Origin of the sequence: Amycolatopsis sp. NBC_01307 (assembly GCF_035975215.1) — a bacterium.
Lineage (GTDB): Bacteria > Actinomycetota > Actinomycetes > Mycobacteriales > Pseudonocardiaceae > Amycolatopsis.
This window is the reverse complement of sequence record NZ_CP108403.1, coordinates 1,907,672-1,931,512: the sequence shown is the minus strand read 5'-3', so window position 1 is coordinate 1,931,512 and position 23,841 is coordinate 1,907,672. Positions and strand designations below refer to the sequence as shown.

At 72.7% G+C, this 23,841-nt stretch carries 25 protein-coding genes; 7 read left to right on the top strand and 18 right to left on the bottom strand.

The genetic code is table 11. The annotated features are described in order from the left end of the window. Positions 1–135: 135 nt before the first annotated feature. The 4 genes from OG439_RS08305 to OG439_RS08290 form a co-directional block, all read right to left on the bottom strand. A complete protein-coding gene (locus OG439_RS08305; protein ID WP_326948782.1) occupies positions 136–642 on the bottom strand; it encodes a hypothetical protein in 507 nt (168 codons plus the stop codon). A 60-nt stretch (positions 643–702) separates the two neighbouring features. Further along, complete coding sequence (locus OG439_RS08300) at positions 703–1,908, bottom strand: MFS transporter (protein WP_326948781.1); 1,206 nt, start codon at positions 1,906–1,908, stop codon at positions 703–705. A 182-nt stretch (positions 1,909–2,090) separates the two neighbouring features. Further along, a complete protein-coding gene (locus OG439_RS08295; RefSeq protein WP_326948780.1) occupies positions 2,091–2,597 on the bottom strand; it encodes a flavodoxin domain-containing protein in 507 nt (168 codons plus the stop codon). Positions 2,598–2,670: 73 nt separating this feature from the next. Then, the gene (locus OG439_RS08290) at positions 2,671–3,771 is read right to left on the bottom strand and encodes a nitric oxide synthase oxygenase (RefSeq protein WP_326948779.1); all 1,101 of its coding nucleotides are present in this window, start codon (positions 3,769–3,771) and stop codon (positions 2,671–2,673) included. A gap of 492 nt (positions 3,772–4,263) precedes the next feature. On the opposite strand from OG439_RS08290, the gene OG439_RS08285 reads away from it, so the two are divergent. Both OG439_RS08285 and OG439_RS08280 read left to right on the top strand, forming a co-directional pair. Beyond that, positions 4,264–5,274, top strand: coding sequence for a CobW family GTP-binding protein (locus tag OG439_RS08285; RefSeq protein ID WP_326948778.1), 1,011 nt, complete (start codon positions 4,264–4,266; stop codon positions 5,272–5,274). A 66-nt stretch (positions 5,275–5,340) separates the two neighbouring features. Continuing rightward, positions 5,341–5,622: a hypothetical protein gene (locus OG439_RS08280; RefSeq protein ID WP_326948777.1), complete on the top strand. Its 282-nt coding sequence runs from the start codon at positions 5,341–5,343 to the stop codon at positions 5,620–5,622. A gap of 258 nt (positions 5,623–5,880) precedes the next feature. Here OG439_RS08280 and OG439_RS08275 read toward each other — a convergent pair whose 3' ends face one another. Genes OG439_RS08275 through OG439_RS08265 form a run of 3 tightly spaced genes read right to left on the bottom strand, consistent with a single transcriptional unit; the run spans position 5,881 to position 8,410 of the window. Continuing rightward, positions 5,881–6,327 carry a GNAT family N-acetyltransferase gene (locus OG439_RS08275; RefSeq protein WP_326948776.1) on the bottom strand — a complete coding sequence of 149 codons (447 nt, stop codon included), beginning with the start codon at positions 6,325–6,327 and terminating at the stop codon, positions 5,881–5,883. 2 nt (positions 6,328–6,329) lie between these two features. Next, positions 6,330–7,334 carry a non-homologous end-joining DNA ligase gene (gene ligD, locus OG439_RS08270; RefSeq protein ID WP_326948775.1) on the bottom strand — a complete coding sequence of 335 codons (1,005 nt, stop codon included), beginning with the start codon at positions 7,332–7,334 and terminating at the stop codon, positions 6,330–6,332. Next, positions 7,331–8,410, bottom strand: coding sequence for an ATP-dependent DNA ligase (locus tag OG439_RS08265; protein WP_326948774.1), 1,080 nt, complete (start codon positions 8,408–8,410; stop codon positions 7,331–7,333). Before OG439_RS08265 ends, ligD begins: the two co-directional genes overlap by 4 nt. Before the next feature lie 73 nt (positions 8,411–8,483). Between OG439_RS08265 and OG439_RS08260 the strand changes: the two genes are divergently transcribed. Further along, the gene (locus OG439_RS08260; RefSeq protein WP_326948773.1) at positions 8,484–8,990 is read left to right on the top strand and encodes a DinB family protein; all 507 of its coding nucleotides are present in this window, start codon (positions 8,484–8,486) and stop codon (positions 8,988–8,990) included. Then, a complete protein-coding gene (locus OG439_RS08255) occupies positions 8,990–9,940 on the top strand; it encodes a squalene cyclase (RefSeq protein WP_326948772.1) in 951 nt (316 codons plus the stop codon). The genes OG439_RS08260 and OG439_RS08255 overlap by 1 nt, the downstream gene beginning before the upstream one ends. Before the next feature lie 47 nt (positions 9,941–9,987). On the opposite strand, the gene OG439_RS08250 is transcribed toward OG439_RS08255, so the two are convergent. Then, complete coding sequence (locus tag OG439_RS08250) at positions 9,988–11,148, bottom strand: DUF1015 family protein (RefSeq protein WP_326948771.1); 1,161 nt, start codon at positions 11,146–11,148, stop codon at positions 9,988–9,990. Between the two features lie 124 nt (positions 11,149–11,272). Here OG439_RS08250 and OG439_RS08245 point away from each other — a divergent pair, with 124 nt between their 5' ends. Beyond that, entirely contained in the window at positions 11,273–12,787 is a 1,515-nt protein-coding gene (locus OG439_RS08245; protein ID WP_326948770.1) for an MDR family MFS transporter, read from the top strand. On the opposite strand, the gene OG439_RS08240 is transcribed toward OG439_RS08245, so the two are convergent. Together OG439_RS08240 and OG439_RS08235 are read right to left on the bottom strand one after the other, a co-directional pair. Next, on the bottom strand, positions 12,784–13,665 hold the full coding sequence (locus OG439_RS08240; protein ID WP_326948769.1) for a TIGR03854 family LLM class F420-dependent oxidoreductase: 882 nt from the start codon (positions 13,663–13,665) through the stop codon (positions 12,784–12,786). The genes OG439_RS08245 and OG439_RS08240 overlap by 4 nt on opposite strands. A gap of 64 nt (positions 13,666–13,729) precedes the next feature. Further along, positions 13,730–14,167 (bottom strand): MarR family winged helix-turn-helix transcriptional regulator, encoded by a 438-nt coding sequence (locus OG439_RS08235; protein ID WP_326948768.1) that lies wholly within the window; start codon positions 14,165–14,167, stop codon positions 13,730–13,732. A gap of 70 nt (positions 14,168–14,237) precedes the next feature. Between OG439_RS08235 and OG439_RS08230 the strand changes: the two genes are divergently transcribed. Together OG439_RS08230 and OG439_RS08225 are read left to right on the top strand one after the other, a co-directional pair. Further along, positions 14,238–14,630, top strand: coding sequence for a DUF5313 family protein (locus OG439_RS08230; protein WP_326948767.1), 393 nt, complete (start codon positions 14,238–14,240; stop codon positions 14,628–14,630). A gap of 16 nt (positions 14,631–14,646) precedes the next feature. After that, the gene (locus tag OG439_RS08225; RefSeq protein ID WP_326948766.1) at positions 14,647–15,624 is read left to right on the top strand and encodes an RluA family pseudouridine synthase; all 978 of its coding nucleotides are present in this window, start codon (positions 14,647–14,649) and stop codon (positions 15,622–15,624) included. A 128-nt stretch (positions 15,625–15,752) separates the two neighbouring features. Here OG439_RS08225 and OG439_RS08220 read toward each other — a convergent pair whose 3' ends face one another. The 8 genes from OG439_RS08220 to OG439_RS08185 form a co-directional block, all read right to left on the bottom strand. Continuing rightward, positions 15,753–16,697 carry a hypothetical protein gene (locus tag OG439_RS08220; protein ID WP_326948765.1) on the bottom strand — a complete coding sequence of 315 codons (945 nt, stop codon included), beginning with the start codon at positions 16,695–16,697 and terminating at the stop codon, positions 15,753–15,755. Positions 16,698–16,854: 157 nt separating this feature from the next. Continuing rightward, on the bottom strand, positions 16,855–17,202 hold the full coding sequence (locus OG439_RS08215) for a hypothetical protein (protein ID WP_326948764.1): 348 nt from the start codon (positions 17,200–17,202) through the stop codon (positions 16,855–16,857). 112 nt (positions 17,203–17,314) lie between these two features. Next, complete coding sequence (locus OG439_RS08210; RefSeq protein ID WP_326948763.1) at positions 17,315–18,694, bottom strand: serine hydrolase domain-containing protein; 1,380 nt, start codon at positions 18,692–18,694, stop codon at positions 17,315–17,317. After that, positions 18,691–19,494 (bottom strand): ABC transporter ATP-binding protein, encoded by an 804-nt coding sequence (locus tag OG439_RS08205; RefSeq protein ID WP_326948762.1) that lies wholly within the window; start codon positions 19,492–19,494, stop codon positions 18,691–18,693. The genes OG439_RS08210 and OG439_RS08205 overlap by 4 nt, the downstream gene beginning before the upstream one ends. After that, the gene (locus OG439_RS08200; RefSeq protein WP_326948761.1) at positions 19,491–20,456 is read right to left on the bottom strand and encodes an ABC transporter ATP-binding protein; all 966 of its coding nucleotides are present in this window, start codon (positions 20,454–20,456) and stop codon (positions 19,491–19,493) included. The genes OG439_RS08205 and OG439_RS08200 overlap by 4 nt, the downstream gene beginning before the upstream one ends. Beyond that, the gene (locus tag OG439_RS08195; protein WP_326948760.1) at positions 20,453–21,307 is read right to left on the bottom strand and encodes an ABC transporter permease; all 855 of its coding nucleotides are present in this window, start codon (positions 21,305–21,307) and stop codon (positions 20,453–20,455) included. Before OG439_RS08195 ends, OG439_RS08200 begins: the two co-directional genes overlap by 4 nt. Beyond that, on the bottom strand, positions 21,304–22,233 hold the full coding sequence (locus tag OG439_RS08190; protein ID WP_326948759.1) for an ABC transporter permease: 930 nt from the start codon (positions 22,231–22,233) through the stop codon (positions 21,304–21,306). The genes OG439_RS08195 and OG439_RS08190 overlap by 4 nt, the downstream gene beginning before the upstream one ends. Further along, positions 22,230–23,825, bottom strand: a complete 1,596-nt coding sequence (locus tag OG439_RS08185) for an ABC transporter substrate-binding protein (protein WP_326948758.1) — start codon at positions 23,823–23,825, stop codon at positions 22,230–22,232. The genes OG439_RS08190 and OG439_RS08185 overlap by 4 nt, the downstream gene beginning before the upstream one ends. Positions 23,826–23,841 lie beyond the last annotated feature (16 nt).

The window sequence follows — 23,841 nt, the reverse complement described above, 5'->3', positions numbered from 1 at the left end:
CCCGACGAACGGCGAGAAAGTTCACCACGGCGGAAGGTGGTCTCACCAGCCCGCAAAGCGACCAATCACGGAGATCAAGAGCACAGGACAAACCGGACTTGTGCTACGTAATTTGCCCTAACCGCGCCAAATCTCTCAGTGGCCGGCGGCGTGCGCGGCCTCGCGGACCGCCTCGGCGACGTCCGCGCGGAGGTGCTCGGTCACTCCCACGGGGGAGACGTTGGCCGCCGCACCGCCCGCCGCACCGACGGCCACGAAGCGGATGGCGGGGTGGGTACCCGCCTGGGCGAGCGCCACGGCGGTGCCCGGCTCGCCCACCGTCAGGACGACGTCGCACCGCCGCTGCGCCAGGGAGTTCAGGTACGGCAGGTAGTTCGCCTCGGTGGCCGGGCCCGCCGCGGCGAGGTAGGAGACCTTGGCGCCGGTGTCGCCCGACGCGTCCTGCAGGCCCGCCCACACCGGCGCGACCCCGGGCGCCGCGAGCCCGCCGGGGCCGGTCAGCAGGCACGCCGAGTAGTCGGCGTAGACGCGCGCCCGCGCCGGCGGCAGTCCCTGGTCGTCATCCCCGGGCCACCACAGCAAAACCGCCGCACCCGCGACGACGATGACGCCCGCCACCGCCACCCACCAGAACCGCCGCACGGCCTTCCCCTCACTCCCGCGTGCCCCCACGGTAGTGCACGGCCCGGGCCGTCCGGTGGCTCAGCCCGTCGTCCCCGCCGGGGCCGTCGTGACCGCCGAGTCGCCGAACTTGATGCCCTTGGCCTCCTTGCCGATCGCCGTCAGGATCGCGACCGCCACCAGGCCCGGGACCACCGTCCACAAGAGAGCCGACGAGTACCCGTGGGACTCCGCGATCGCCTGCTGGATCGGGAGGTTGAGCGCCGCCAGGAGGTTGCCCAGCTGGTACGTCACGCCCGGGTAGAAGCCGCGGATCGCGTCCGGGGACATCTCCGTCAGGTGCGCCGGGATCACGCCCCACGCGCCCTGGACCATCACCTGCATCAGGAACGATCCCAGCGCGAGCATCCCCGCGCCGTGGTCGAACGCGAAGATCGGGATCACCGGCAGGCCGAGCACCGCCGCGGTGACGATCGTGCGGCGGCGGCCCAGCTTCTCGGACAGCGTGCCGAACGTCAGGCCGCCGATGATCGCGCCCACGTTGTACAGCACGGCGATCCACGTGCTCGTCGTGGCGGTCAGGCCGGCGCCGCCGTTGTCGTGCGCCTTCAGGAAACTCGGGTAGACGTCCTGGGTGCCGTGGCTCATCCAGTTGAACGCCGTCATCAGCAGGATCAGGTACCCGAACCGGCGGATCACCTTCGGGTTGAGCAGCACGTCCTTGACCGACGTCCGCGTCACGCGCAGCTTCTCCCGCGTCGCCTCCCAGACCTCGGACTCCCGCACCCGGGCGCGGATCAGCAGGCTGATCAGCGCCGGGAAGATGCTCAGCACGAAGATCCAGCGCCACTCGAGGTTCAGTGCCGAGTGGAACAGCAGGTACGCGAGCGCGGCCATCAGGTACCCGATCGAATAGCCCACCTGCAACAGTCCCGAGAAGAACCCGCGGCGCGCCACCGGGATCTTCTCCATCGCCAGAGCCGCGCCCAGCCCCCATTCCCCGCCCATGCCGACGCCGTAGACGAACCGCAGGATCAGCAGCACCGTGAAGTTCGGGGCGAACGCGCACAGCAGCCCGGCCACCGAGTACACCAGCACGTCCACGATCAGCGGCACCCGGCGTCCGACGCGGTCGGCCCACAGGCCGAACAGGAGCGCGCCGACCGGCCGCATCACCAGCGTTGCCGTGGTGATGAACGCCAGCTGCGTCGCGGTCGCGCCGAACGACTTGTCCTTGGCGATGTCCGCCAGCACGAAGACCACGAGGAAGTAGTCGAACGAGTCCATGCTCCAGCCGAGCAGCGCCGCGAGGAACGAGTTGCGCTGGTCCGATGTAAGCGCTTTCTTGGCCTGGGCCGGTTCCGCCTGCCGATCCGTCACGTTTGCCCCGTCCCGTCGGTTCCCCACCGGAAGACTTCAGGGTTGGTCTAGCACCGACGACCCCGTGCGGGCAAGAGTGGACGCCGTGATCAGTGCGGGACGCCGATGCGCACCCGGCGGCCGACGTCCCGGGCCCAGGCCTTGATCCGGTCCCAGTCACGGAAGTCGCCGGCGCGCTGGCCCGACGCCATCAGCCGCGGGATCAGGCCGCGCACGGTCGACGGGTCGAGGCGGCCGCCGAAGGTGGCCGTGCGCTCGGCGTCGATGCGCGCCGCGAGCAGCGCCACGTTCGCCGGCAGGCCGACCTGGTGGGTGGCCGCACCCGGGCCGCACGGGCCGCTGTGGAACAGCCACACCGGACGCTCGGCCAGCGCCCGGGCGTGGTGCTCCAGCAGCCGGACGGCGTCCGGCCGCCAGCGGTGGTAGTACAGGGCGCTGCCGACGACCACCGCGGCGTACCCGTCGACGGTGGCGACGTCGGCCGCGTCGCGTACGTCCACGGACAGGCCGATTTCGCGGAGCTCCGCGGCGATGACCTCGGCGATCTGCCGGGTGCCGCCGTGTCGTCCGGAGTGGGCGACGAGGACTGCGGTCATGGGTCCATTGTCGGCCTTCGTCCTCGAATCGGCGCCGCGGGCCGGTCACGATCCGCCGAACGGGCGCTTCCCCTCAGCCGGGCGGCAGGAACGCCGGGCGCGTCGCGGGGTCGGGTTCGTCGTAGTAACGCCGGAACACGGCGGTCTGACCACCGGAAACGGGCGGCACGATCCAGCTCCAGTCGGCCGGGCACCGGCGTCCGGCGCGTTCCTCCTTCTCCAGGTGCGTCAGGAACCGCCGCGACTCGGTGTGGTGGTCGGCCATGGTCACGCCCGCCGCGTCGAACGAGTGCTGCACGGCCAGCGTCAGCTCGACGAGCGCCCGGTCGCGCCACAGCGTGCGCTCGGAGCCGGTGTCCAGGCCCATCAGCTCCGCGATGGCGGGCAGCAGGTCGTAGCGGTCCTCGTCGGCCAGGTTGCGGGCGCCGACCTCGGTGCCGAGGTACCAGCCGTTGAACGGCGCGGCCGGGTACGTGACGCCCCCGATCTCGAGCGGCATGTTGCTGATCGCCGGCACGGCGTGCCAGCGCAGCCCCAGCCCGGCGAACCAGCGGTGGTCGGGGTGACTCAGCGGCACCTCCAGCACGGCGTCCGCGGGCAGCGTGTACAGCCGCGGATCGCCGGGGTCCGACTCGACCAGCAGCGGCAGGACGTCGAAGGAGCCTCTCCGCTCCGGTGGCCGCCAGCCGAGCCGCCGCACCTGCTCGGTGAACCCGGCGTACCGCGGGTCACCGAGCATCGAGCCGTCCTCCAGCCGGTAGCCGGCGTAGCGGATGAGCTGCTCGTTGTGGATGCGCGGCCCCGGCCCCTCGGGCGTGTCCGGGGCGAAGACGGTGATGGTCGGGCGGATCCGGCCGGACCGGGTGGCCTGGCGCAGGTGGGCGACGCACTCGCCGGCGATGTCGGCGGGGTCGGTGACCCGGCGCCGGTCCCGGACGCGGAGGCTGTTCCAGTAGAGCCGGCCGATGCAGCGGGCCGAGTTGCGCCAGGCGACGCGGGCGCCGTACGCCAGCTCGGCGGGCGTGTGCCGGTAGGTGCCGGTTTCGGCGATTTCGGCGCGCACCTCGGCGAGCCGCGTCTCGAGCCACGTGCCTTGTTCGGCGGCCCCTTCTTCGAACATGAGGTTGAGGAATTCCTCGGCCTCCGCGGAATTGACGCTCTGTTCCCCCGACACCCGTTGGTGGTAAAGTACCGGCGCGGTCGTCACCCGCTCGGACGTAGCAGTCACCGCGCTACCCCACTCTCCGAAATCGTGATCTGCATCCCGACGGGAAGGTTCACCGTTCCTCCGATGGTCGCCGACAACACTGTCGGCCGGAAACGCCTGCAGCACGGGCGCTTCCGACCAGGCGGGGCAGGATACCCCACGTTTCGCGGGACACGGTCCCCGAATGACCAGTACGTTCCGCGTCTCCCGAAATATCGCCACGGCCTGGGAAAACGTCGGAAAATAGTCGTCACCACGTGTTATCCGGACATGTCGCAGCGCATTTCCCGTCAATCGATCACTTTTACCAGTGAAGGCCGCGTGATTCTTTCCCGTGCGCCGATCTTCGGCTATTAGTGGGTAATCGCCGAACGGCCTTTTCCGGCGCCGGTCCCCCGTGTACGCCCGCGTGCGGGCGCGTCGTTTAGAGTCGCCTGATCGGCAGAGGGAGGACGTTGCGTGAACCGGATCCCCGTGGTCCTCGTCGCCGGGTTCCTCGGCGCGGGCAAGACGACGCTGCTCAACCACCTGCTCGCCAACCGCGAGGGCGCCCGGGTCGGCGTCGTGGTCAACGACTTCGGCAGCGTGAACGTCGACGCGCTGGCCGTGGCCGGGCAGGTCGACACGATGGTCTCGCTGGGCAACGGCTGCCTGTGCTGCGCGGTCGACGCGAGCGGGCTGGACGCGATGCTGGGCCGGCTGTCGTCGGCCGAGGCGGGGATGGACGTCATCGTCGTCGAGGCCAGCGGCATCGCCGAGCCGCGCGACCTGATCCGGCTGATGATCGCCAGCGAGAACCCGGACATCCGCTACGGCGGGCTGGCCGAGGTGGTGGACGCCGCCGAGTTCGAGGCCGCCCGCGAACGCCACCCCGAACTGGCCGATCACCTGCGGCTGGCCGACCTGGTGGTGCTGAACAAGGCCGACCGCGTCGACGCCGACGCGCTGGCGAAGGTCACGGCGACGGTCGAGGAGCTGGCGCCGGGCCGCCCGGTGCTGGTCACCGCCCACGGCCGGGTCGACCCGAGGCTGTTCTTCGACCCGGAACCCCGCGGCGAGCGGGCCGGCCAGCTGTCCTTCGACGACCTGCGCGAGGACGACCACGACCATTCCCGGCACCTGCACGCCGAGTACGAGACGGTCACCTTCACCGCCGAGACGCCACTGGCGCCGCGAGCGTTCGTCGAGTTCCTCGAGCGGCGCCCGGCCGGCCTCTACCGCATGAAGGGCCAGGCCGACTTCGGCGCGGGGACGCGCTTCCGGCTGCACACGGTCGGCGGGTTCGTGCAGGTCGACCGCTCGGCCTGGCCACCCGGAGCCCCACATCGCACCGAGCTGGTGCTGATCGGCGCCGGCCTGGACACGGACTCCGTCCGCGCCGACCTGAGCGGCTGCCTCGCCGAAGACCCGGACGTCGTCGACGAGCGCGGCATGCTGCACATCCTCCGCTACCTGCCCGACGAAGCCTGAGCCCGCGCCACGCCGAAGATCGGCAAAACCGCGGGTTCCCGCCGGCCGCGACAGAGACTGTCGGCCATGACGACCACCGAGGTGAGCGCACCACGCTGGTACCTGGTCGGCGTGCTGCCCGAAGAAGTCCCGCAAGCGCACCTGATGACCCGCTCGGGCGACCTCCGCTACCGGCGGTCGGCCTGCGGTGAGCGCGAGTCGCGCAGCTGGAAGCCTGTCGACTTGACGACATCCGAGGTCGCACCGTGCCCGGAGTGCGTGGCGACGCTGCCCGCTCCCCCGGCGGGCCTGCGGCTCGCCCCGGGAACCGAGAACCGCGGCCAGCTCAGCCTCGACCTGGAGATGTAGCTGCACCGGTTGCTCGTGGGTTGTCTCCGCGCTCGAGGTCCGATGCCGTCCGCATCGCGGCGGCCCGGCGGTGACGCCGGTGACGTCTTTCGCACACTGAAGGTGGCCGGCACGGCCACCGGCGCGATGCGGTGATCGAGTCGCTGCGGCCCGCGCCCGTTCTCGCCGCCAACCCGCGATGACCAGGCACGCACCTCGGCGCCCGAGTCCCGCCACTCGCAGCCGCGGCACCCGATCCCGCCGAGCCACCGTCAGCCGCTAGACCAGCGGCTTCTCGTAACAGACCGACTCCGGGTCGGCCTCGTGCGGTGGGAAGTTCGGCACCCGGCGGAAGCCCGCGCGCTCGTACAGGCGCATCGCCGCGGGCTGGCGGACGCCTGTCTCCAGGCGGATGCGGGCCCCACCCGCCTTCCGGGCCAGGCGTTCGGACGAGGTCACCAACGCGTTCGACACCCCCGAACCCCGTGCGTCCGGGGCCACGAACATCCGCTTCAGCTCGTACACGTCCGGCTCCACCGGCTCGATCGCGCAGCAGCCGATCGCCCGCTCGCCGTCCCATGCCAACAGGTAGCGGGTTCCCGGCCGCAGGGGTGACGGCTGGGCGTCGACCGGCAGGTTGTAGACCACCACCAGCTCCGCCGTCATGGCCGTGACCAGCGCGCTCAGCAGTCCGTCGTCGGCCGCGCACTCCGCGACGGTCGTCAATGTCAGGCCTTCTTCGCCCGGCTCGGCGCGACGCGCGGTGGCTCGTTCGGCATCTTCGGGTAGACCGGCGGCCACGGCGCGTCCATCAGCCCACCGGCCATGTCGGCCTCCGACAGCGCCAGCAGCGGCTCGATCGACTGCGGCCGCTCCCCCGCGCCCGCCCACGGGTCACCCAGCTCGGCCAGCCGGGCCGGCACCGTGCTCAGCGTGAACGTGTCGGGCTCGACGCCGGCCAGCTCCTCCCACGCGATCGGCGTGGACACCTGGCCGCCGACGCGCGGGCGCACGCACCACGTGCCGAACACGGTCTTGTGCGGCGCGTTCTGGTTGAAGTCGACGAACACGCGCGAGCCGCGTTCCTCCTTCCACCACTGCGCCGTGATCTTCTCCGGGTGACGCCGTTCGAGCGCCCGCGCCAGCGCGACCGCCGCGGCCCGCACCTGGAAGCTGTCCCAGCGCGGCTCCAGGAGCACGTACAGGTGCAGGCCCCGCGAGCCTGACGTCTTGAGGTGGCCTTCGATGCCGTGCTCGCCCAGGAACTCCCTGGTCAGCAGCGCGGCCTCGCACAGGTCGCCGAACCCGATGCCCGGTGACGGGTCGAGGTCGACGCGCAGCTCGTCGGCGACCTCGGGCGTGTCCGCGCGGTACGGCCATACGTGGAAGCCGAGGCAGCCGAGGTTCACCGCCCAGAGGATGTGCGCCAGGTCCTTCGCGACCAGCGCGTCACTCGTGGTGCCGTTCGGCGTCGACACCACCGTGGTCGACAACCACGGCGGCGCGCCCTGGGGCACGCGTTTCTGGAACCAGTTCTTGCCGCCCGCGCCGTCCGGGTAGCGCTCCAGCAGCAGCGGGCGCCCGCCGAGCCGGGCCAGCAGCGGCCCGGCGACCGCGCGGTAGTACTCGACGAGGTCGAGCTTCGTCTCGCCGCGCTCGGGGAAGTAGACCTTGTCCGGGCTGCTGATCCTGACCTCGACGCCGTCGACGTCCAGCAGCACCGCGCCGCTCATCGCGCCTCCCCGAACAGTTTGGCCAGCTCCGCGGGCGGTGCCTCGTCGAGCTGGGCGTACGTGCAGGACTCCGGGGTGCGGTCGGGCCGGAACCGGACCAGCCGCCCGCCGTGGCGGAAGCGGCCGCCCTGCAGGTGCTCGTAGCGGACCTCGGCCACCCACTCGGTGCGCAGCGGCTCCCAAGCGAGATCCTTGCCGGGCGCCCAGCGGCTGTTCGCGCCCGGTTGCCGGCCCGGCTGGGGCTCGTACTCGGCCCAGGAACGCCAAGGATGGCCCTCCAGCGCGTTTTCCCGCAGCGGCGCCAGCTCCTCGACCAGCTCGGCCCGCCGCGCCTTCGTGAAGCTGCTCGCCACCCCGACGTGGTGCAGCACGCCTTCGTCGTCGAACAGCCCGAGCAGCAGCGAGCCGACGCCGGCGCCGTCCTTGTGCCAGCGGAAGCCGGTCACGACGCAGTCCGCCGTGCGCTCGTGCTTGACCTTCCACATGACGCGCTTGTCCTGCTCGTACGGCTCGTCGGCGGGCTTGGCCATCACGCCGTCGAAGCCCGCGCCCTCGAACCGGGTGAACCAGTCCTCGGCCTGGTCCGGGTCCTCGCTCAGCGGGGTCAGGTGGACGCGCTGCAGCCCTTCGGCGTCGGTCCGCAGGACGCTTTCGAGCTGCCGGCGCCGCTCCCGGAACGGCTCGCCGGTGAGGTCCGTGTCCCCGAGCGCGAGCAGGTCGAAGGCGACGAAGCTGGCCGGCGTCTCCTCCGCGAGCTTCCGCACGCGCGAGGCCGCCGGGTGCAGCCGCAGCTGCAGCACCTCGAAGTCCAGGCCGGCCGGGGTGACGAGGACGATCTCGCCGTCGACCACGCACCTCGGCGGCAGCGCGGCGGCCAGCAGCTCCACCAGCTCCGGGAAGTACCGGGTGAGCGGGCGGTCGTTGCGGGAGCCTAGCTCGATCTCGTCGCCGTCGCGGAACACGATGCACCGGAAACCGTCCCACTTGGGCTCGTAGAGCAGGCCCGGCGTGCGCGGCACGTCGTGCACGGCTTTCGCGAGCATCGGCCGCACGGGCGGCATCACGGGCAAGTCCACCGCGCGAGCTTAAATCACGGGTACGACACTTCTTTTGAAAAACGACACAGCCGGGCGTGATACACACGTCCTCGTGACCACCGAACGCCCCGAACCGCCCTCGATCGGGGGCGAGCGCGAAATGCTGCGCACGTTCCTCGACTTCCACCGCGCCACCCTCGCCATGAAGTGCGACGGACTGTCCGACGAGGACCTTCGCCGCGCCTCGAGCCCACCCTCGACGCTTTCCCTGCTCGGTCTCGTCCAGCACATGGCCGAGGTCGAGCGCACCTGGTTCCGGCGGGTGATCAACGCCGAGGACGTCCCGCTGCGGTACTCGGCCGACGGCGACTTCCAGGCCGCCTACGACGCGAGCTCCTCGACGCGCGCGGAGGCGTTCGAAGCCTGGCAGGCCGAGGTCGAGCAGTCGCGCAAGATCGAAGAGGCCGCCGAGTCCCTCGACGTCACCGGATACCAGGTGCGCTGGGGCGAGGACGTCTCGCTGCGCCTGGTGATGCTCCACATGATGCACGAGTACGCCCGGCACAACGGCCACGCGGACTTCCTCCGGGAGGCCATCGACGGCGTCACGGGCGTCTGATGGACGTGCTCGCCTGGCTGTGCGACGCCGATCCGGCCCTGCGCTGGCAGGTCGAGCGCGACCTGCTGGGCGAGCCGCCGACGGTCTGGGAGGCCACCCGCGCCCGCGTGACGACCGAGGGTTTCGGCGCACGGCTGCTGGCGAAACAGGACCCGGACGGCCAGTGGGCCGGCGGCGCGTTCTTCCCGGCGGACTTCGATTTCGCGAGCATGAAGACGGACGGCCAGCCCTGGACGGCGACGACGTGGGTCCTCAACGACCTGCGGGAGTGGGGCGTGGACGCCGCGGCCCTGAGCGGGACGGCCGAGCTGCTCGCGGAGAACTCCCGGTGGGAGTACGAAAACCTGCCGTACTGGGGCGGCGAGGTCGACTGCTGCATCAACGCGTGGACGCTCATGAACGGCCTCTGGCTCGGCGCCGACGTCGCCGGGATCGCCGGCTGGTTCGTCGAGCACCGGCTACCGGACGGCGGCTGGAACTGCGAGTGGGTCGAAGGGTCGACGCGCTCGTCCGTCCACTCGACACTCAACTCGCTCAAAGGCCTGCTGGCGTGGGACACCGCGACGGGCGGCTCACCGACGACCCACGCCGCCCGCCGCGGCGGCGAGGAATACCTCCTGGAGCGCGGCCTCTTCCGCCGCCTGTCGACCGGCGAACCGGTGCTGCCGGACGTGAGCGGCTTTTCGCACCCGTTCCGCTGGCACTACGACGTGCTCAACGCGGCCGAGTACTTCCGCCTCGCGTCCCGGCTGGACGGCACGCGCCCGGACCCGCGCATGGCGGAGGCGATCGAGCTGATCCGCACGGCCCGGCAGCCGGACGGCAGGTGGCTCCAGGGCCGCAGCCTCCCGGGCCGGGTGTGGTTCGAAACCGACGTCCCGGAGGGCGAGCCGTCGAAGTGGCTGACCCTGTCGGCGACCCGCGTCCTGAACTGGTGGGACGGGTCGTGAGTGGTTAGGGCGGTTCTAACCGCCCTAACCACTCACGACCCCCAGCGTCAGAGCGCCGCCAGGACCAGGCCGCTGCGGGGCTTCGGTGTGAAGTACGTGGCCTTGCGGGGCATCCTGCGGCCCGCCGCGTGCACCGCCAGGACGTCAGCGTAGGCCACCGGGGCGAGCAGGACCACGGCGTCCGCGTCGTGCGGTGCCGGGCGGCCGGCCGGGAGCGGGTGGACGTGCGGGCCGTCCGGGTCGACGCCGAGCGCGTCGGCGAACAGGACGCGCTCGACGATCTCGTGGTCGATCACCGGGTCCGGCCAGGCCTGTTTCGGCAGCGGGACCCGCAGCACCGCCGACCCCGCGTGGACCACGACCTCGCCCGGCACCGGGACGGCGTGGTCGTCGAAGCGGACGTCGAGGCCGGCCGCGCACCAGCGCGACACCAGCTCCTCCGGGCCGAAACCGGTGCCCGTCAGCACCCGGTTGATCGCGCCGATCCGCAGCTGCGGACCCGCCGTGACCAGGGCGAGGAGTGCGCCGTGGCCGGCCGCCGCGGCCGCGGCCACGCGGTGGTTGCCGTCCGCGACCAGCAGGTCGGCGCCCGCGACCGCGGCCAGCAGCCGGTCCTGCAGCGGCCCGGCGGGCACCGCCCACAGCTCGTGCCGGCGGCCCGCGGCGTCCGAAGTGGACAGATCGGGCAGGCCGAGGCCGGCGCAGGCGCGTTCGACCTGCTCGGTCAGCAGGTCGCCGCCGGTGGCCGGGACGAGCAGCGCGGCGCTGGTCGCGCAGCCCAGCCCGGCCAGCACGGCGGCCCGCTCGGCGACGACGTCCGGGTAGACGTCCTCGGTGTGGCGCACCCGCGCGGTGCCGTCGTCGGTCACCGCGGCCGGGTCGACCAGGCAGAGCAGGCCGGACGCGACGCCGTCCGGGCCCTCGATCCGGTACGGCGCGACGAACCGCCGCATCGGCCGGTAGTAGCGCTTGCGGAGCCGTTCGAGCATGGCCCGGGCGATCGGGACGGCCGCGGTCTGGTCGAGCCCGTGGGCCAGCGCCGCGGGCGTGCGGGCCGGGTGCTGCACGGCCAGCAAGGTGTCCGCGGCGCCGGGAGCGGCCAGCGCGGCGATCACTTGGTCGGGCTCGGCGAACTCGTCGACGTCGGGGCCGGGGACCGCGTCGCGGACCACCCATCCCTGCTCGATCGGCCGGATCCAGTCGCTCATCCTCCCATCTTCCGCGCCGGACACTGTGACGGAAATTCGCTGGGGTGCGGACCACCGCGATGGAATGCTTAGGACTGCAAAGCAGTTGACTCCGGTCATGGCCACCCCGAGGAGCACGCCACCGATGACGACCCCGGCCCCCACCAGCGTGAAAGGGGTCGGCTTCCGGTCCGAACGCGGCCCGGTGCTGATCGCCGTCATGCTCAGCACGGCGCTGGTCGCGCTGGACAGCACGATCATCGCGACCGCGGTGCCCTCGGTGGTGCGCGACCTGGGCGGGTTCTCGCAGTTCCCGTGGCTGTTCTCGGTCTACCTGCTGACCCAGGCGGTCACCGTCCCGCTCTACGGCAAGTTCGCCGACGTGCTCGGCCGCCGTCCGGTGATGTTCTTCGGGATTGCGGCGTTCCTCGTCGGCTCGGTGCTGTGCGGGGCCGCGTGGAGCATGCCGGTGCTGATCGCCGCCCGCGCGGTGCAGGGCATCGGCGCCGGCGCGATCCAGCCGATGTCGATGACGGTCATCGGCGACCTCTACACGGTCGAGGAGCGAGCGCGCGTGCAGGGCTACGTCGCCAGCGTGTGGGGCGTCGCCTCGGTCGTCGGGCCGACGCTCGGCGGCGTCTTCGCGGAGTACCTGGACTGGCGCTGGATCTTCTTCATCAACCTGCCGCTCGGCGCGATCGCCGCGCTGATGCTGCACCGGAACTTCGCCGAGCGGGTCGAGCGCAAGGCGCACAAGGTTGACTACACGGGCGCGGCGCTGCTCACGGTCGGCTGTTCGCTGGTGATCCTCGGCCTGCTGGAAGGCGGCGTCGCCTGGGGCTGGGGCTCGCTGCCGAGCGTGGCGATCTTCGTGGTCGGCGCACTGCTGCTGGTGGCGTTCGTGCTGGTGGAGAAGCGCGTCGCCGAGCCGGTGCTGCCGCTGTGGGTGTTCACCCGGCGGGTGCTGGTGGGCGGCAACCTGGTCGCGGTGGTCGTCGGCGCGGTCCTGATGGGCCTGACGTCGTACCTGCCGACCTACGCCCAGGGCGTCCTGGGCGCGGGCGCGCTGGTGGCGGGCTTCGCGGTGGCGGCGCTGACGGTCGGCTGGCCCCTGTCGGCGTCCCTGGCGGGCAAGATCTACCTGAAGATCGGCTTCCGGGACACGGCGTTGATCGGCAGCGTGTTCGTCATCGCGGGCGGCGTCCTGGTGGCGATGCTGAACGCGTCGTCGTCGATCTGGGCGGCGGCGTTCGCGGCGTTCGTCCTGGGCATCGGCCTGGGGTTGTCGTCGAGCCCCACGCTGGTGGCGGTCCAGTCGGTGGTCGGCTGGGACCGGCGCGGGGTGGTGACGGGCACGAACCTGTTCAGCCGCTCGCTGGGCAGCGCGGTGGGCGCGGCGGTGTTCGGCGCGATCGCGAACGCGACGCTGGCTTCACGGTTCGCGAACCCGCCGGCGGACGTGGCGGGCAAGCTGCCGCCGTCGGTGGACGCGACAAGCCTGGTCCTGAGCGGCCACCCGGACGACCCGGTGACGAGGTTCGTCCGCGGCGCCCTGGCGGACGCGACGCACCACGTGTTCATCGGCCTGCTGGTGGTGGCGGCGTTCTCCGTGGTGGCGCTGCTGCTCATGCCGCGGAAGACGGAGCAGCTGGAGTTCTAGTTCTGCAGCGGCACCAGTTCGGACTGGAACTTCTCCAGGAAACCGTCGAAATCCCCGTGCCCCGGCCGGATCACGAACTTGCTCAGGCCCGATTCGATGTGCTGCTCCACCAGCCGTCGTGCCTCGGGCCAGCTGGTCGCGATCAGGTCCGTCACCCGTACTCCCGGACGACGGCGCGCCGCCACCGCGGTCAGCTCCGGCGAGAGCCCGCGGTCCGCCACCGCCAGGCTCAACCCGAAGTGGTCCTCTTCGATCTCCCGCCCGGCTTCGGATGCCGCCCGCTGGATGGCCAGCCGGGCCGCGAGGGACTCCGCCGGCGTGTGGAAGCTGCCCAGCCAGCCGTCGGCCAGACGGCCCGCCCGGGCCAGGGCCGCCGGGGCCGTCCCGCCCAGCCAGACGTCCAGGGGCTTCGCCGGACGCGGGCCGAGGGTGACGCCCGAGACCTGGAAGAACTCGCCCTCGAACGTCACGTCGTCTTCGTCGAGCAGCCGTCGCAACAGCGTCAGGGACTCGTCGAACACCGCCGCGCGGCGGCCGTCCGGGACCGGGAACAGGTCGTGCTCGGCCTTGCGCGCCGGGCGCAGGCCGAACACCGGGAGCACGCGCTTCGGCGCCAGGCCGGCCAGCGTGAGCAGCTGCTTGGCGACCAGGACCGGGTGGCGACCGGGCAGGATCGCGACGCCCGTGCCGACCTTCAGCTTCGACGTCCGCGCCAGCGCGTGCGCCATGCCGATCATCGGGTCGACTTCCGGTGAGTAGACCAGCTCCGACAGCCACAGCGAGTCGACGCCCGCCGCCTCCAGCCGCTCCGCCAGCCCGGCGAACTCTGCGGGCCCGGACCCCTGCGCCGGTGCGACGCCCAGCCTGATCTTCAGCACGACTGCCCCTTAGCTCGACTGAAGAGGACAACGCTCCGGGACGCCGGGGGCATTCCGCCGGAACTCAGGCCGTGGCGGCGATGACCCGGCCCAGCGCGGCGTGCAGCGCCTCCAGTTCTCCGAGGTCCATGCCCAGCTTTTCGACGACGCGGTACGGGATCTTCTCGGCCTCTGCCCGCAGCGCGCGCCCCTGGTCCGTCAGCTCGACCGTCAGCCGGCGCTCGTCGGACCGGCTGCGGGCGCGCGTGACGTACCCGAGCGCCTCCAGGCGCTTGAGCAGCGGCGACAGCGTCGCCGGCTCGTGGCGGAGCGACGCGCCGAGGTCCTTCACCGACCGCGGCGACCGCTCCCACAGCGCGAGCAGCACCAGGTACTGCGGGTGGGTCAGGCCGTGCGGCTCCAGCAGCGGGCGGTAGATCGCGATCACGCTGCGCGACGCCACCGACAGCGCGAAACACACCTGCCGGTCGAGCTTCAGCGGGTCCTCGCCCAGGTCGATCATGCCCCGATCCTACCGTGTCGCTGGTCGCACTAATGATTAGTGCACTAACGATTAGTGTACTATGAGTCTCATGGAACGACCTGGTGTGCTCCGCTGGTTCGGTTACGCGGTCGGCGTCCGGTTACCGGACCGCTACGGCGAATGGGTCCTGCACGACGCGACGTCGAAGCACTGGCGGGCCCGGTTCGTGCTCCAGCGGTCGATCGGCATCGTGCCGCTGTGCCTCGTCTGGCTGCTGCTGCCCGGCCCGCTCGGGCTCCGGCTCTCGCTGGTCCTGATGGCCGCGCTGGTCGCGTACTTCTACTCCTGCGCGTACATGGAGGAGAGCATCGAGCACCGGCTCGGCCGGCACGGCTTCCCGCACGACACCGGCCGCCGCACCCGCGCCGAGGCGGCCGCGGCCGCCAACGCCGAGGCCACCGCCCGCTACATCGCGCGCTACCGGAGCCCGACGGACGGTTAGCTACAGTCGGGGCACGATGAGACGCAAGCTCCGGCCGCCGATCCCGCCCCGCCACGGGCTCGACCCCGCCCGCCTGAAACTGCCCGCCGAGGGCGACTGGCCGACGCTGCTGGCCCACCTCGTCGACCGGCTGCCGCGGGAGACGCCGGACCGCATCGAGCAGATGCTGCGCGAAGAACGCATCCACGGCCTCGACGGCCCGCTGGGCGTCGACACGCCGTTCGAGCCCGGTTCGTTCATCTGGTTCCACCGCGACCTGCCGGACGAGGTGCCGGTGCCGTTCACCATCGACGTCGTGCACCGCGACGAGCACCTGCTGGTCGTCGACAAGCCGCACTTCCTGGCCACCATCCCGCGCGGCAAGCACGTCCTCGAGACGACGCTCGTGCGCCTGCGCCGCGACCTCGACCTGCCGCAGCTGTCCCCCGCGCACCGGCTGGACCGCGTCACCGCCGGGCTCGTGATGTTCGTGATCACCCCGGAAATGCGCGGCAAGTACCAGACGCTCTTCCGGGATCGCAAGGTGCACAAGGAGTACGAGGCGATCGCGCCGTACGACCCCGCGCTGGAGCTGCCGCGGACCGTGCGGAGCCGGATCCTCAAGGAACGCGGGGTGCTCGCCGCGCGGGAGGTGCCGGGCGAGCCGAACGCCGAGACGTACGTCGAGCTGCTCGAGCACCGCGACGGCCTGGGCCGCTACCGGCTCGCGCCGTCGACCGGCCGGACGCACCAGCTGCGGGTGCACCTGAGCGGCCTGGGCATCCCGATCCTCGGCGACGACTTCTACCCCGACCTGGTCGAAACCCCGCTCGACGACTTCACCAAGCCGTTGCAGCTGCTGGCGAAGGTGCTCGACTTCGACGACCCGCTGACGGGCGCGCACCGCCGCTTCACCAGCGGACGCCGGCTGACCGCCTGGGACGACCTCGACGCGTGGGCGGCGCCGCCGGCGGGCACCGGGGGCGCTATTTGTGCCAGAACCGGTTGCCGGTGACCTGCATCGCAGTAGTCACCATCGCCGGTACACCGATCTGATTGTCGGTCGCCGACGTCGTTACCCGTCGCCGGAGTTCAGACCTACACCGGGAGCCGCTCCGCCGCGCGGCCGGATATTCACAGATCCTACTCCGGGACGTTCCCCGCCAAAAGCTTCGTGAGATCGTCCATGAACTGGTCCATCTCGATCCAGAAGGCGTCGTCGGCGGCTCGTTTGCCCAGAAGATCCTCGGGGTCGTCGTCCACGAGCGTCAGGGCGATCCGTTCGAGCAATCCCGTCACCAGTCGCTTGTCCTGCTGCAGCGCGATCTCCCACTGCGCCATGGCTTCGGTGACATCCGCGCAGAAGACCCGCAGTCCGTCGACCGCCAGCGTGGCTTTACCGCCGTGCACGGTCAGCAGGGAACCACGCGCTTCGACATCGGATCGGTCGTTCGTCGAGGACTTCCTGGCTTCGGCGAGCGCGCGAGCGCACCTCGCCATCCGCTTGGCCAGCACCTTCAGGTATTCGGTGAAGTAGCGCGTCACAGAGGTCACGGCCTGTCCGGCCAGCCACTGCTGATGCCGGGCGATCTCCTGGGCGGCGAGGTTGAGTACCCGGTCGAGCTCTTCATCCGTCGAGAACGTCACCGGACTCGCGTCGGTCACCAGCTTCGTGAACGTCTTCACGCTCGTCGCCACCGAGGAGGCAAGCTGCGACAGCGTCTCGGCGATCGAGGCCTGCGAACTCAGCGACTCTTCGAGCTCGAACAAGTGCTCGAGGGCGTACGAGGCGCTCCTCTCGAGAAGGTGAACGCGCTCGCGGTACTCCTGCTCCACCGGTTGGATCAGCTCGATGACCTTGAGGCGGAGCTCGCTTTCGCTGGTCACATCGGGCAGCAGTTCGTCGGTTCTCGTCCGCAACATGGCCGGTCCCTGGAAGAACTCGAGCCCGGCCTCGTTGCCCGCGGCGATCTGATCGGCGAGACCGTCCCGGATCGAGTGGGCCCCGTCGCGCAACCACTGGTCGTCGACTTCGCCGACCGGCGCCGGATCGCTGAACTCCTCGAGTGCCAGCTCGATGTAACGCATGCTCGGCCCACTTTCCCGTCGGCACCCCTGTCCTTGCCAGGAAACCGCGTCGGGCGACCGGGTCCGGGCCGATCGAGCGCAACCCTGCAGGCATGCCCGCTGCCCTGACGGGCACCGGCTACGTACCGCGCTTCCGGCACTGTGCCTCACCACCTGGTCACAACCGGCGCGCCGGTTCGGAAAAGCCGGCTCCGATGACGTCTTGCATCTCCCAGTCGCGGAACGGCCACCGCACCCAGCCGAGCGGCTCGCTCTCGATGCCCTCCAGGGCATCCTTCGTGTCGCGCAGGATCGGGCGGAAATCGGCGATGCAGGCGGCGATCACGTTCTGCTGAAGGGAAAACAGCTTCCCGCTCACGTCGACGACCGAGCCGTGGACGTCGCGCAGGTTCTCCAACGCGGCCCGGCGCCCGGACTCGGTCGACGCAGGGGATCCGAGCTGATCGCAGAGCTCGTCGAACGCGTGCAGACTGCCCACCGCCTGCTCGTCGTGCAGGCTTTCCACCGGCCGCGGCGGTCCCGTTCGGGCAGTCCCGGGGGCACAGGAGCCGCCTCCGCACCAGGGTCGTCAACCGGAGCAGCCAACGTGCCGGCAGGCGGTTCACCGCCGGGAGCCGCTACGGGCGCAGGCGGAAGGCTCGCGCGTCGTAGTGCGCCCACGGCCGGGCGTCGCCGGCCGGCGGCCCGTCGAACGCCACCGTGCGGTGGGCCTGCGGCCAGCGGACGGCCCAGGTGCCGTCGGCCACCGGTACCAGCGGGGCCTCGTCGATCGCCGCGGGCGACCACCCGGCCAGTGCGGGGCCGTAACCCAGCGAAACCACCGGCTGCCCGGCCCGGCGCCCGAAGGTGAGGACCGTGTCCCCGTGGGCGTACACCGCCCGCGCGGGCGGGGCCTCGTGCTCGTCCGCGGGCACCTCGGGCGGCAGGGGCGGGACGCGGATCCCGAAACGGCGGGCGAAGACGTGCTCGAACACCGCGCGGGCCACGCCGTCCCCGCCGAGGCCGTTGGTGGCCACGACCACGGCGAAGTCGTGGCCCGGCGCCACCCGGACCTGGGTGACCTGGCAGCGGATCTGGCCGTTGTAGCCCAGCACGCGCAGGCCGTCGAAGTCCCACTCGGCCCAGCCCGGGGTCCAGCGGACGCCGCCCGGCACGGAATGCCCGGCCGGGGTGGCGATGCCCGCGCCGGCCATCGCCGAAGCCGCCTTCGCGAACCGCCCGGTGGTGCCCGCGGTGACCTCCCGCAGGATGGCGAGCAGGTCGCCGGCGGTGGCCACGACCAGGCCGGCGGGTGCGAGGTAGGGCTGCTCCCAGCCCGGGTCCTCGACCAGGCGACCGGTCGCGGGGTCGTGGATGTGGCCGCGCACGAGGTCGCCGGGCCCCCGGTGCTCGGCGACCCGGGTGCCGCGCAGGCCGAGCGGGCCGACGAAGAACCGGGTGAACAGCGTGCGCCACGCGGCCCCGGTCAGCCGTTCGGCGATGGCGCCGAGCAGGACGAATCCCGCGTTGCAGTAGGAGAACCGCGTGCCGGCGGGGAACGCCGAGGTGATGTCGCGGCAGGCGTGCGCGTACCGCTCCAGCACGTCCGGGCCGTCGGCGAGGACGGGCAGGTGGTCTCCGTCGAGACCGCTGGTGTGGGTCAGCAGGTGCCACACGGTGACCTGGCCCAGCGGCTCGCCGGCGGCGGCGCGGAGGGCGGGCAGCAGCACGCCGATCGGGGTGTCCAGCGGCAGACCGGCCTGCTCCAGCAGGGAGACGGTGATCGCGGCGGCCGGGATCTTCGTCACCGACCCGGCGGGGAATGGCGTGGCGGTGGTGACCGGCACGGCGGAAGCGGCGCTCACGTGGCCGGTGACGGCGCGGCGCACCCGGCCGCGGTCGGCGATCGCGACCGACACCCCCGGCACCCGGTACCGCGGGGCGACTTCGCGGAGCAGCTCCTCGAGCCCGGGGTCGGTGTCCTCGTGGCCGGTGGCGGCCCGGCTGGTCGTGGTCACGCCGGCCCCGTCCGGACGCGGACGGCCGCGACCAGCTCCGCGGTGATCGCCGCGGCGGGCCGCCGCAGGACGTCGGCCGCCGGCCCGGTTTCCGCCACCGCGCCCTCGTGCAGGACGACGATGTGGTCCGCGACGTGGGCGACCAGTGCGAGGTCGTGGCTGACGAACACCAGCGCCAGGCCGAGCCGTTCGCGCAGCTCGGCGAGGAGGTTGACGATCTGCGCGCAGGTGGACGCGTCGAGCGCGGTCACCGCCTCGTCCGCGATCAGGACGTCGGGGCGCAGGCCGATCGCGCGGGCGATCACCACGCGCTGGGCCTGCCCGCCGGACAGCTCGTGCGGCAGACGGGTGCGGTAGGCTTCCGGCAGCCCGACCAGGTCGAGCAAGCGGGTGACGAACCCCGCGCGGCCGCCCCGGGTGGTCGTGCCGTGCAGCAGGGCGGGCTCGGTGATCGCGTCGGCGACGGAGTACCGGCTGTCCAGGGCACTGCCCCAGTTCTGCGGCACCAGCTGGACCCGGCGGTGGAAGTCCCGGGCCGCCGCGCCGGTGAGCCCGGCGACGTCCTGCCCGGCCAGCCGCACCACTCCCGAGTCCGGCCGGGTCAGCCGGACCAGGCAGCGGGCGAGGGTGGTCTTGCCGCTGCCGGACGTCCCGACCACCCCCAGGGTCCCGCCGGCGGCGACGGACACCGACACGGCGTCCAGCGCGAGCACGGACCGCCGGGGCCGCCACGGCAACCCGCGCCCGGACTGTCCGAACCGGACGGTGAGGTCCGCCGCCGCCAGCAGTGGTGCGGTCACCCGGCCACCTCCTCGACGAGGTGGCACGCGCTCACGTGCCCCGGCCCGGCCCGGCGGGCCGGGGGTTCGGTGCCGCAGCGGGGCACCGCCACCGGGCAGCGATCCCGGAAGACGCAGCCGGCGGGCCGGTTCCCCGGTGCCGGCGCGGCGCCGGGGATCGCGGCGAGCCGGCCCCGCCGCCCGGGAGCCGGCCGCGGCAGGGCCGCGAGCAGGCCGCGGGTGTACGGGTGGGCGGGCTCGTCCAGGACGGCCGTCGCCGGACCGGCCTCCACCACACGGCCGGCGTAGAGCACGACGACCCGGTGGCACAGGTGCCGGATCACGCCGATGTCGTGGGACACGAGCACCATCGCCGTGCCCCGCTCCCGGGACACGGCCGCGAGCAGGTCGAGGATCCGCCGCTGGGCCACGACGTCCAGCGCCGACGTCGGCTCGTCGGCGAGCAGGACGGCCGGCCGCGGCGCGAGCGCCAGCGCGATCAGGACGCGCTGGCGCATCCCGCCGGACAGCTCGTGCGGGTACGCGGCTCCGACGGCCGGGACCAGACCGACGGTTTCGAGCAACGCGCCGGCCTCGCCGGCCACCGCCCGCCGGGAGCGCGTTCCGTGCGCCCGCAGGGTTTCGACCAGGTGCGCCCGGACCGACCGCACCGGGTTCAAGGCCGCGGCGGAGTTCTGCGGCACGTACCCGATCCCGCTCCCCCGCGCCGCGGACAGCGCCCCGGGATCCTCGAGCAGCGACCGGCCGCGGAACCGGACATCCCCGCGCACGACCCGGCCCGGGACGGGCAGCAGGCCGAGCACCGTCCGGCACAGCACCGTCTTGCCCGACCCGGATTCGCCGACCACGCCGAGGATCCCGCCCGGACACACGCTCAGCGACACGTCCGTGGTCACGGTGTGCGCAGGCGCGCCGAACGCGACCGTCAGGTCCCGCACCTCCAGGAGGACGTCGTCGCTCATCCCCGGTCTCCCGCGGCCGGGGTCGCCAGGCGGTGCGCCAGCCCGTCGCCGAGCAGGCTGGCGCCCAGCCCGGCCACCACCACCGCGGCGGTCGCGGCCACCAGGGGCAGCCAGCCGCGGTCGAGGTAGTGCTGGCCCTCCGCGATCATCGCGCCCCACTCCGGCGCGGGCGGCTGGACACCGGCACCGAAGTAGGACACGGCGGCGATCAGCACCAGGTTGCCGGTGAAGTCCGTGGTCGAGTACACGAGACACGGACCGAGCGCGTGCGGCAGCACGTGCCGCAGCAGGATCCGGCCGCCGCCGAGGCCGAGGACGCGGTGGGCGTCGACGAAACCCTGCTCGCGCAGCACGAGGACTTCCGTGCGGCACAACCGCGTGTAGCTGACCCACCCGGTCGCCGGGATGGCGATGAGGACACCGCCCAGGCCCGGGCCGGTGACCGCCAGGACGGCCAGGACCAGCACGAGGAACGGGAACGCGGCCACGACGTCCACCAGCCGCAGCACCACGGCCGGGAGCGGGCCGCGCAGCCACCCGCACAGCGCCCCCAGGCCGGCGCCCAGCACCGCCGAAGCGACCGTGACGCCGAGGGCGACCACGAGGTCGGTGCGGCCGGCGTAGAGCACGCGGGCCAGGACGTCGCGGCCGAGGTGGTCGGTGCCGAGCAGGTGCGCCGCGGACCCGGATTCGTGCTGGTGCGGCAGGTCGACCGCCGTGGGGTCCCAGTGGGTCAGCAGGGGCGCCAGCACCGCCGCGGCGACCAGGGCCAGCAGGACGGCCGAGCCGGCCAGCACCTCGGCGCCGCGCCGGCCGGCGCGGCGCGCCGCGAGCCCCGGTGCGGCGGTCACAGGCGGAACCTCGGGTCGAGGGCCGCGCACACCAGGTCGGCCAGGATGTTCCCGCCGATGACGAGCACCGCGAGCACGAGCGCGATCCCCTGGACGACCGGCAGGTCCCGCTCCAGCACGGACCGCACCAGCAGCTGCCCGAGCCCGGGCACCGCGCACACGTTTTCGATCACCACCACCACGCCGATCAGGCTGCCGAGGTTCGTGCCGAGGTAGGTGACGACCGGGAGGACGGCGTTGCGCTGCACGTACCCGGTGCGGACGCGGCGTGCGGGGATGCCCCGGGCCACCGCCGCGCCGACGTACTCGCGCGGCAGCTCCGCGAGCACCCCCGCGCGCACGAGCCGGGTCAGCACCGAACCGGCCATGACGGCGAAGGTGAGCACGGGCAGCACGAGGTAGGGCAGCCCGGCGAGCCCCGCCCGGTACCCGGAGACCGGCAGCAGCCGCAGGTTCAGCGCCAGCAGCTGGATGAGCACGATCGCCAGGCAGAACGACGGCACGGCCCCACCCGTGACGCTGGCGGCGCGGACGAGGTGGTCCAGCGCCCGCCCGCGGTGGTACGCGGCGAGCGTCCCGGCCGCCAGCGCGGCGAGCGCGCTCACGGCCGTGCCGAGCACCAGCAGGAGCAGGGTGGGCGCGGCGGCGGCGCCGATCACCTGGCTCACCGGCTGCTCGCGGGTCAGCGACGTGCCGAGGTCGCCGCGGGAGAGCCCGGCCAGGAACGTGCCCAGCTGGCTCGGCACGGGCCGGTCGAGGCCGAGTTCGGCGCGGCGGCGGGCCACGTCCGCGGCCGACGCCTTGCCGCCGAGCAGCTGCGCGGTGGCGTCCCCCGGGATCAGGTGGAGCAGGACGAACACGAGGGCGACGGCCAGCAGCAGGGTCGGCACGGCGGCCAGCAGGCGCCGGGCGGCGTACCCCGTCATCGGGCGAGCCAGACGTCTTCCAGGCGCCACCACGCCGTGCCGACCGCCCGGAAGCCCCGCACTTCCGCCTGGTGCCCGGTGACGGTGGGCGGAAAGCTGATCGGGAGCAGGGGAGCCTCGTCCAGGCCGAGTTGCTGCACCTCCCGCAGCGCGCGGTCCTGGTCGGCGGGGGCGATCCGCAGCGGACCGGCCGCGACGGCGTCGGAGAGCACACTGCTGCGCACGGAGGTGAACATGCCCTTCGTCGGGCTGTCCGGGGAGAACGTCAGCTGCGGCATTTCCCACGGTGACGGCACGTCGGCGGTTTCGTAGGCCAGCAGCGCGACGAAGTCCCGCGCCTGCAGCCGCTGGGCCAGGGTGGCGAAGTCGACCTGCTGGATCGCCGGCGCCAGCCCGGCCGCGCGCCAGCCCTGCTCGATCACCTGCGCGGCGGCCACCGCGGTGGCGTCGCCCGAGTTGACGAGCAGCGGCAGCTCGGTGCCGGCGGGGATCCCGGCGCCGGCCAGCAGCTGCCGCGCCGCGGCCGGGTCGTGCCGGTAGGGCCGGACGTCCGTGCTCCAGCCGCGCATCTTCGGTGTCACGCCGTTGGCGACGCTGCCGAGTCCGTAGTAGACGGACCGGTTGATGCCGTCGACGTCGACGGCGTGGCACAGGGCCTGGCGCACTTCCCGCTTCGCGAGGATCGGCGACGCGCAGTTGAAGAACACCGCGTCGAGCTGGAACGCCGGGTCGACCGACACGGCCAGGTCGGGGTTCTCGCGCAGGTCGTCGACCTCCGCGCGGGGCACGTTCTCCGCGAGCTGCGCCTCCCCGGCCCGGAGCTTGAGGATCCGCGCGGTGTCGTCCGGCACGAAGAGCACGGTGATCCGGTCGAGGTAGGGACGGCCGGGCTTCCAGTAGTGCTCGTTGCGGGCCAGCACCACCTCCTGCCCCTTGGTGCGGGACGCCACCCGGAACGGGCCGGTGCCGACCGGCGCCGCCGCGAACGCGGCCGGGTCGCGCTGCACCGCGGCCCGGGGCACGATCCCGGCGGCGAACAGCGAGAGGTTGTCGATCAGCGGCGGGTAGGGCTGGTCGAGCACGACCTCGACGGTGCCCGCCGCGGTCGCCGTGACGCGGGTGACGTGGGAGAACAGGAAAGCGTAGGCGCCGTCCGGTCCCCGGGCGCGGTCGAGCGAGAACGCCACGTCCTGCGCGGTCACCGGGGTGCCGTCGGAGAACCGGACGCCGGGGCGGAGCGTGAAGACGTAACGAGTGCCGTCGGTGGAGGTCGTCCACGACGTCGCGAGCGCGGGAACGACACCCGTCGAGTCCGCGTTGATCGTCACCAGGGTGTCGAAGACGTTGTACAGCAGGAAGATCGAGCCGTTGTCGGTGACGGCCATCGGGTCGAGGCCCAGCGGGTCCTGGCTGCGGGCGAAGGTGAGCTCACCGCCGCGCACCGGCGTGGCGTCCACGGGCGCGGGCCCGCCGGCCGGGCCGCACCCGGCCTGGGTGCCCACCGCGAGGCCGGCGACCGAACCCGCGGCGAGCCGCAGGAACCGCGCCCGGGTGAGCGGTCGGCCCCAGGAACCGGTGCCGGGAAAGTCCACATCAGCCTCGCAAGTG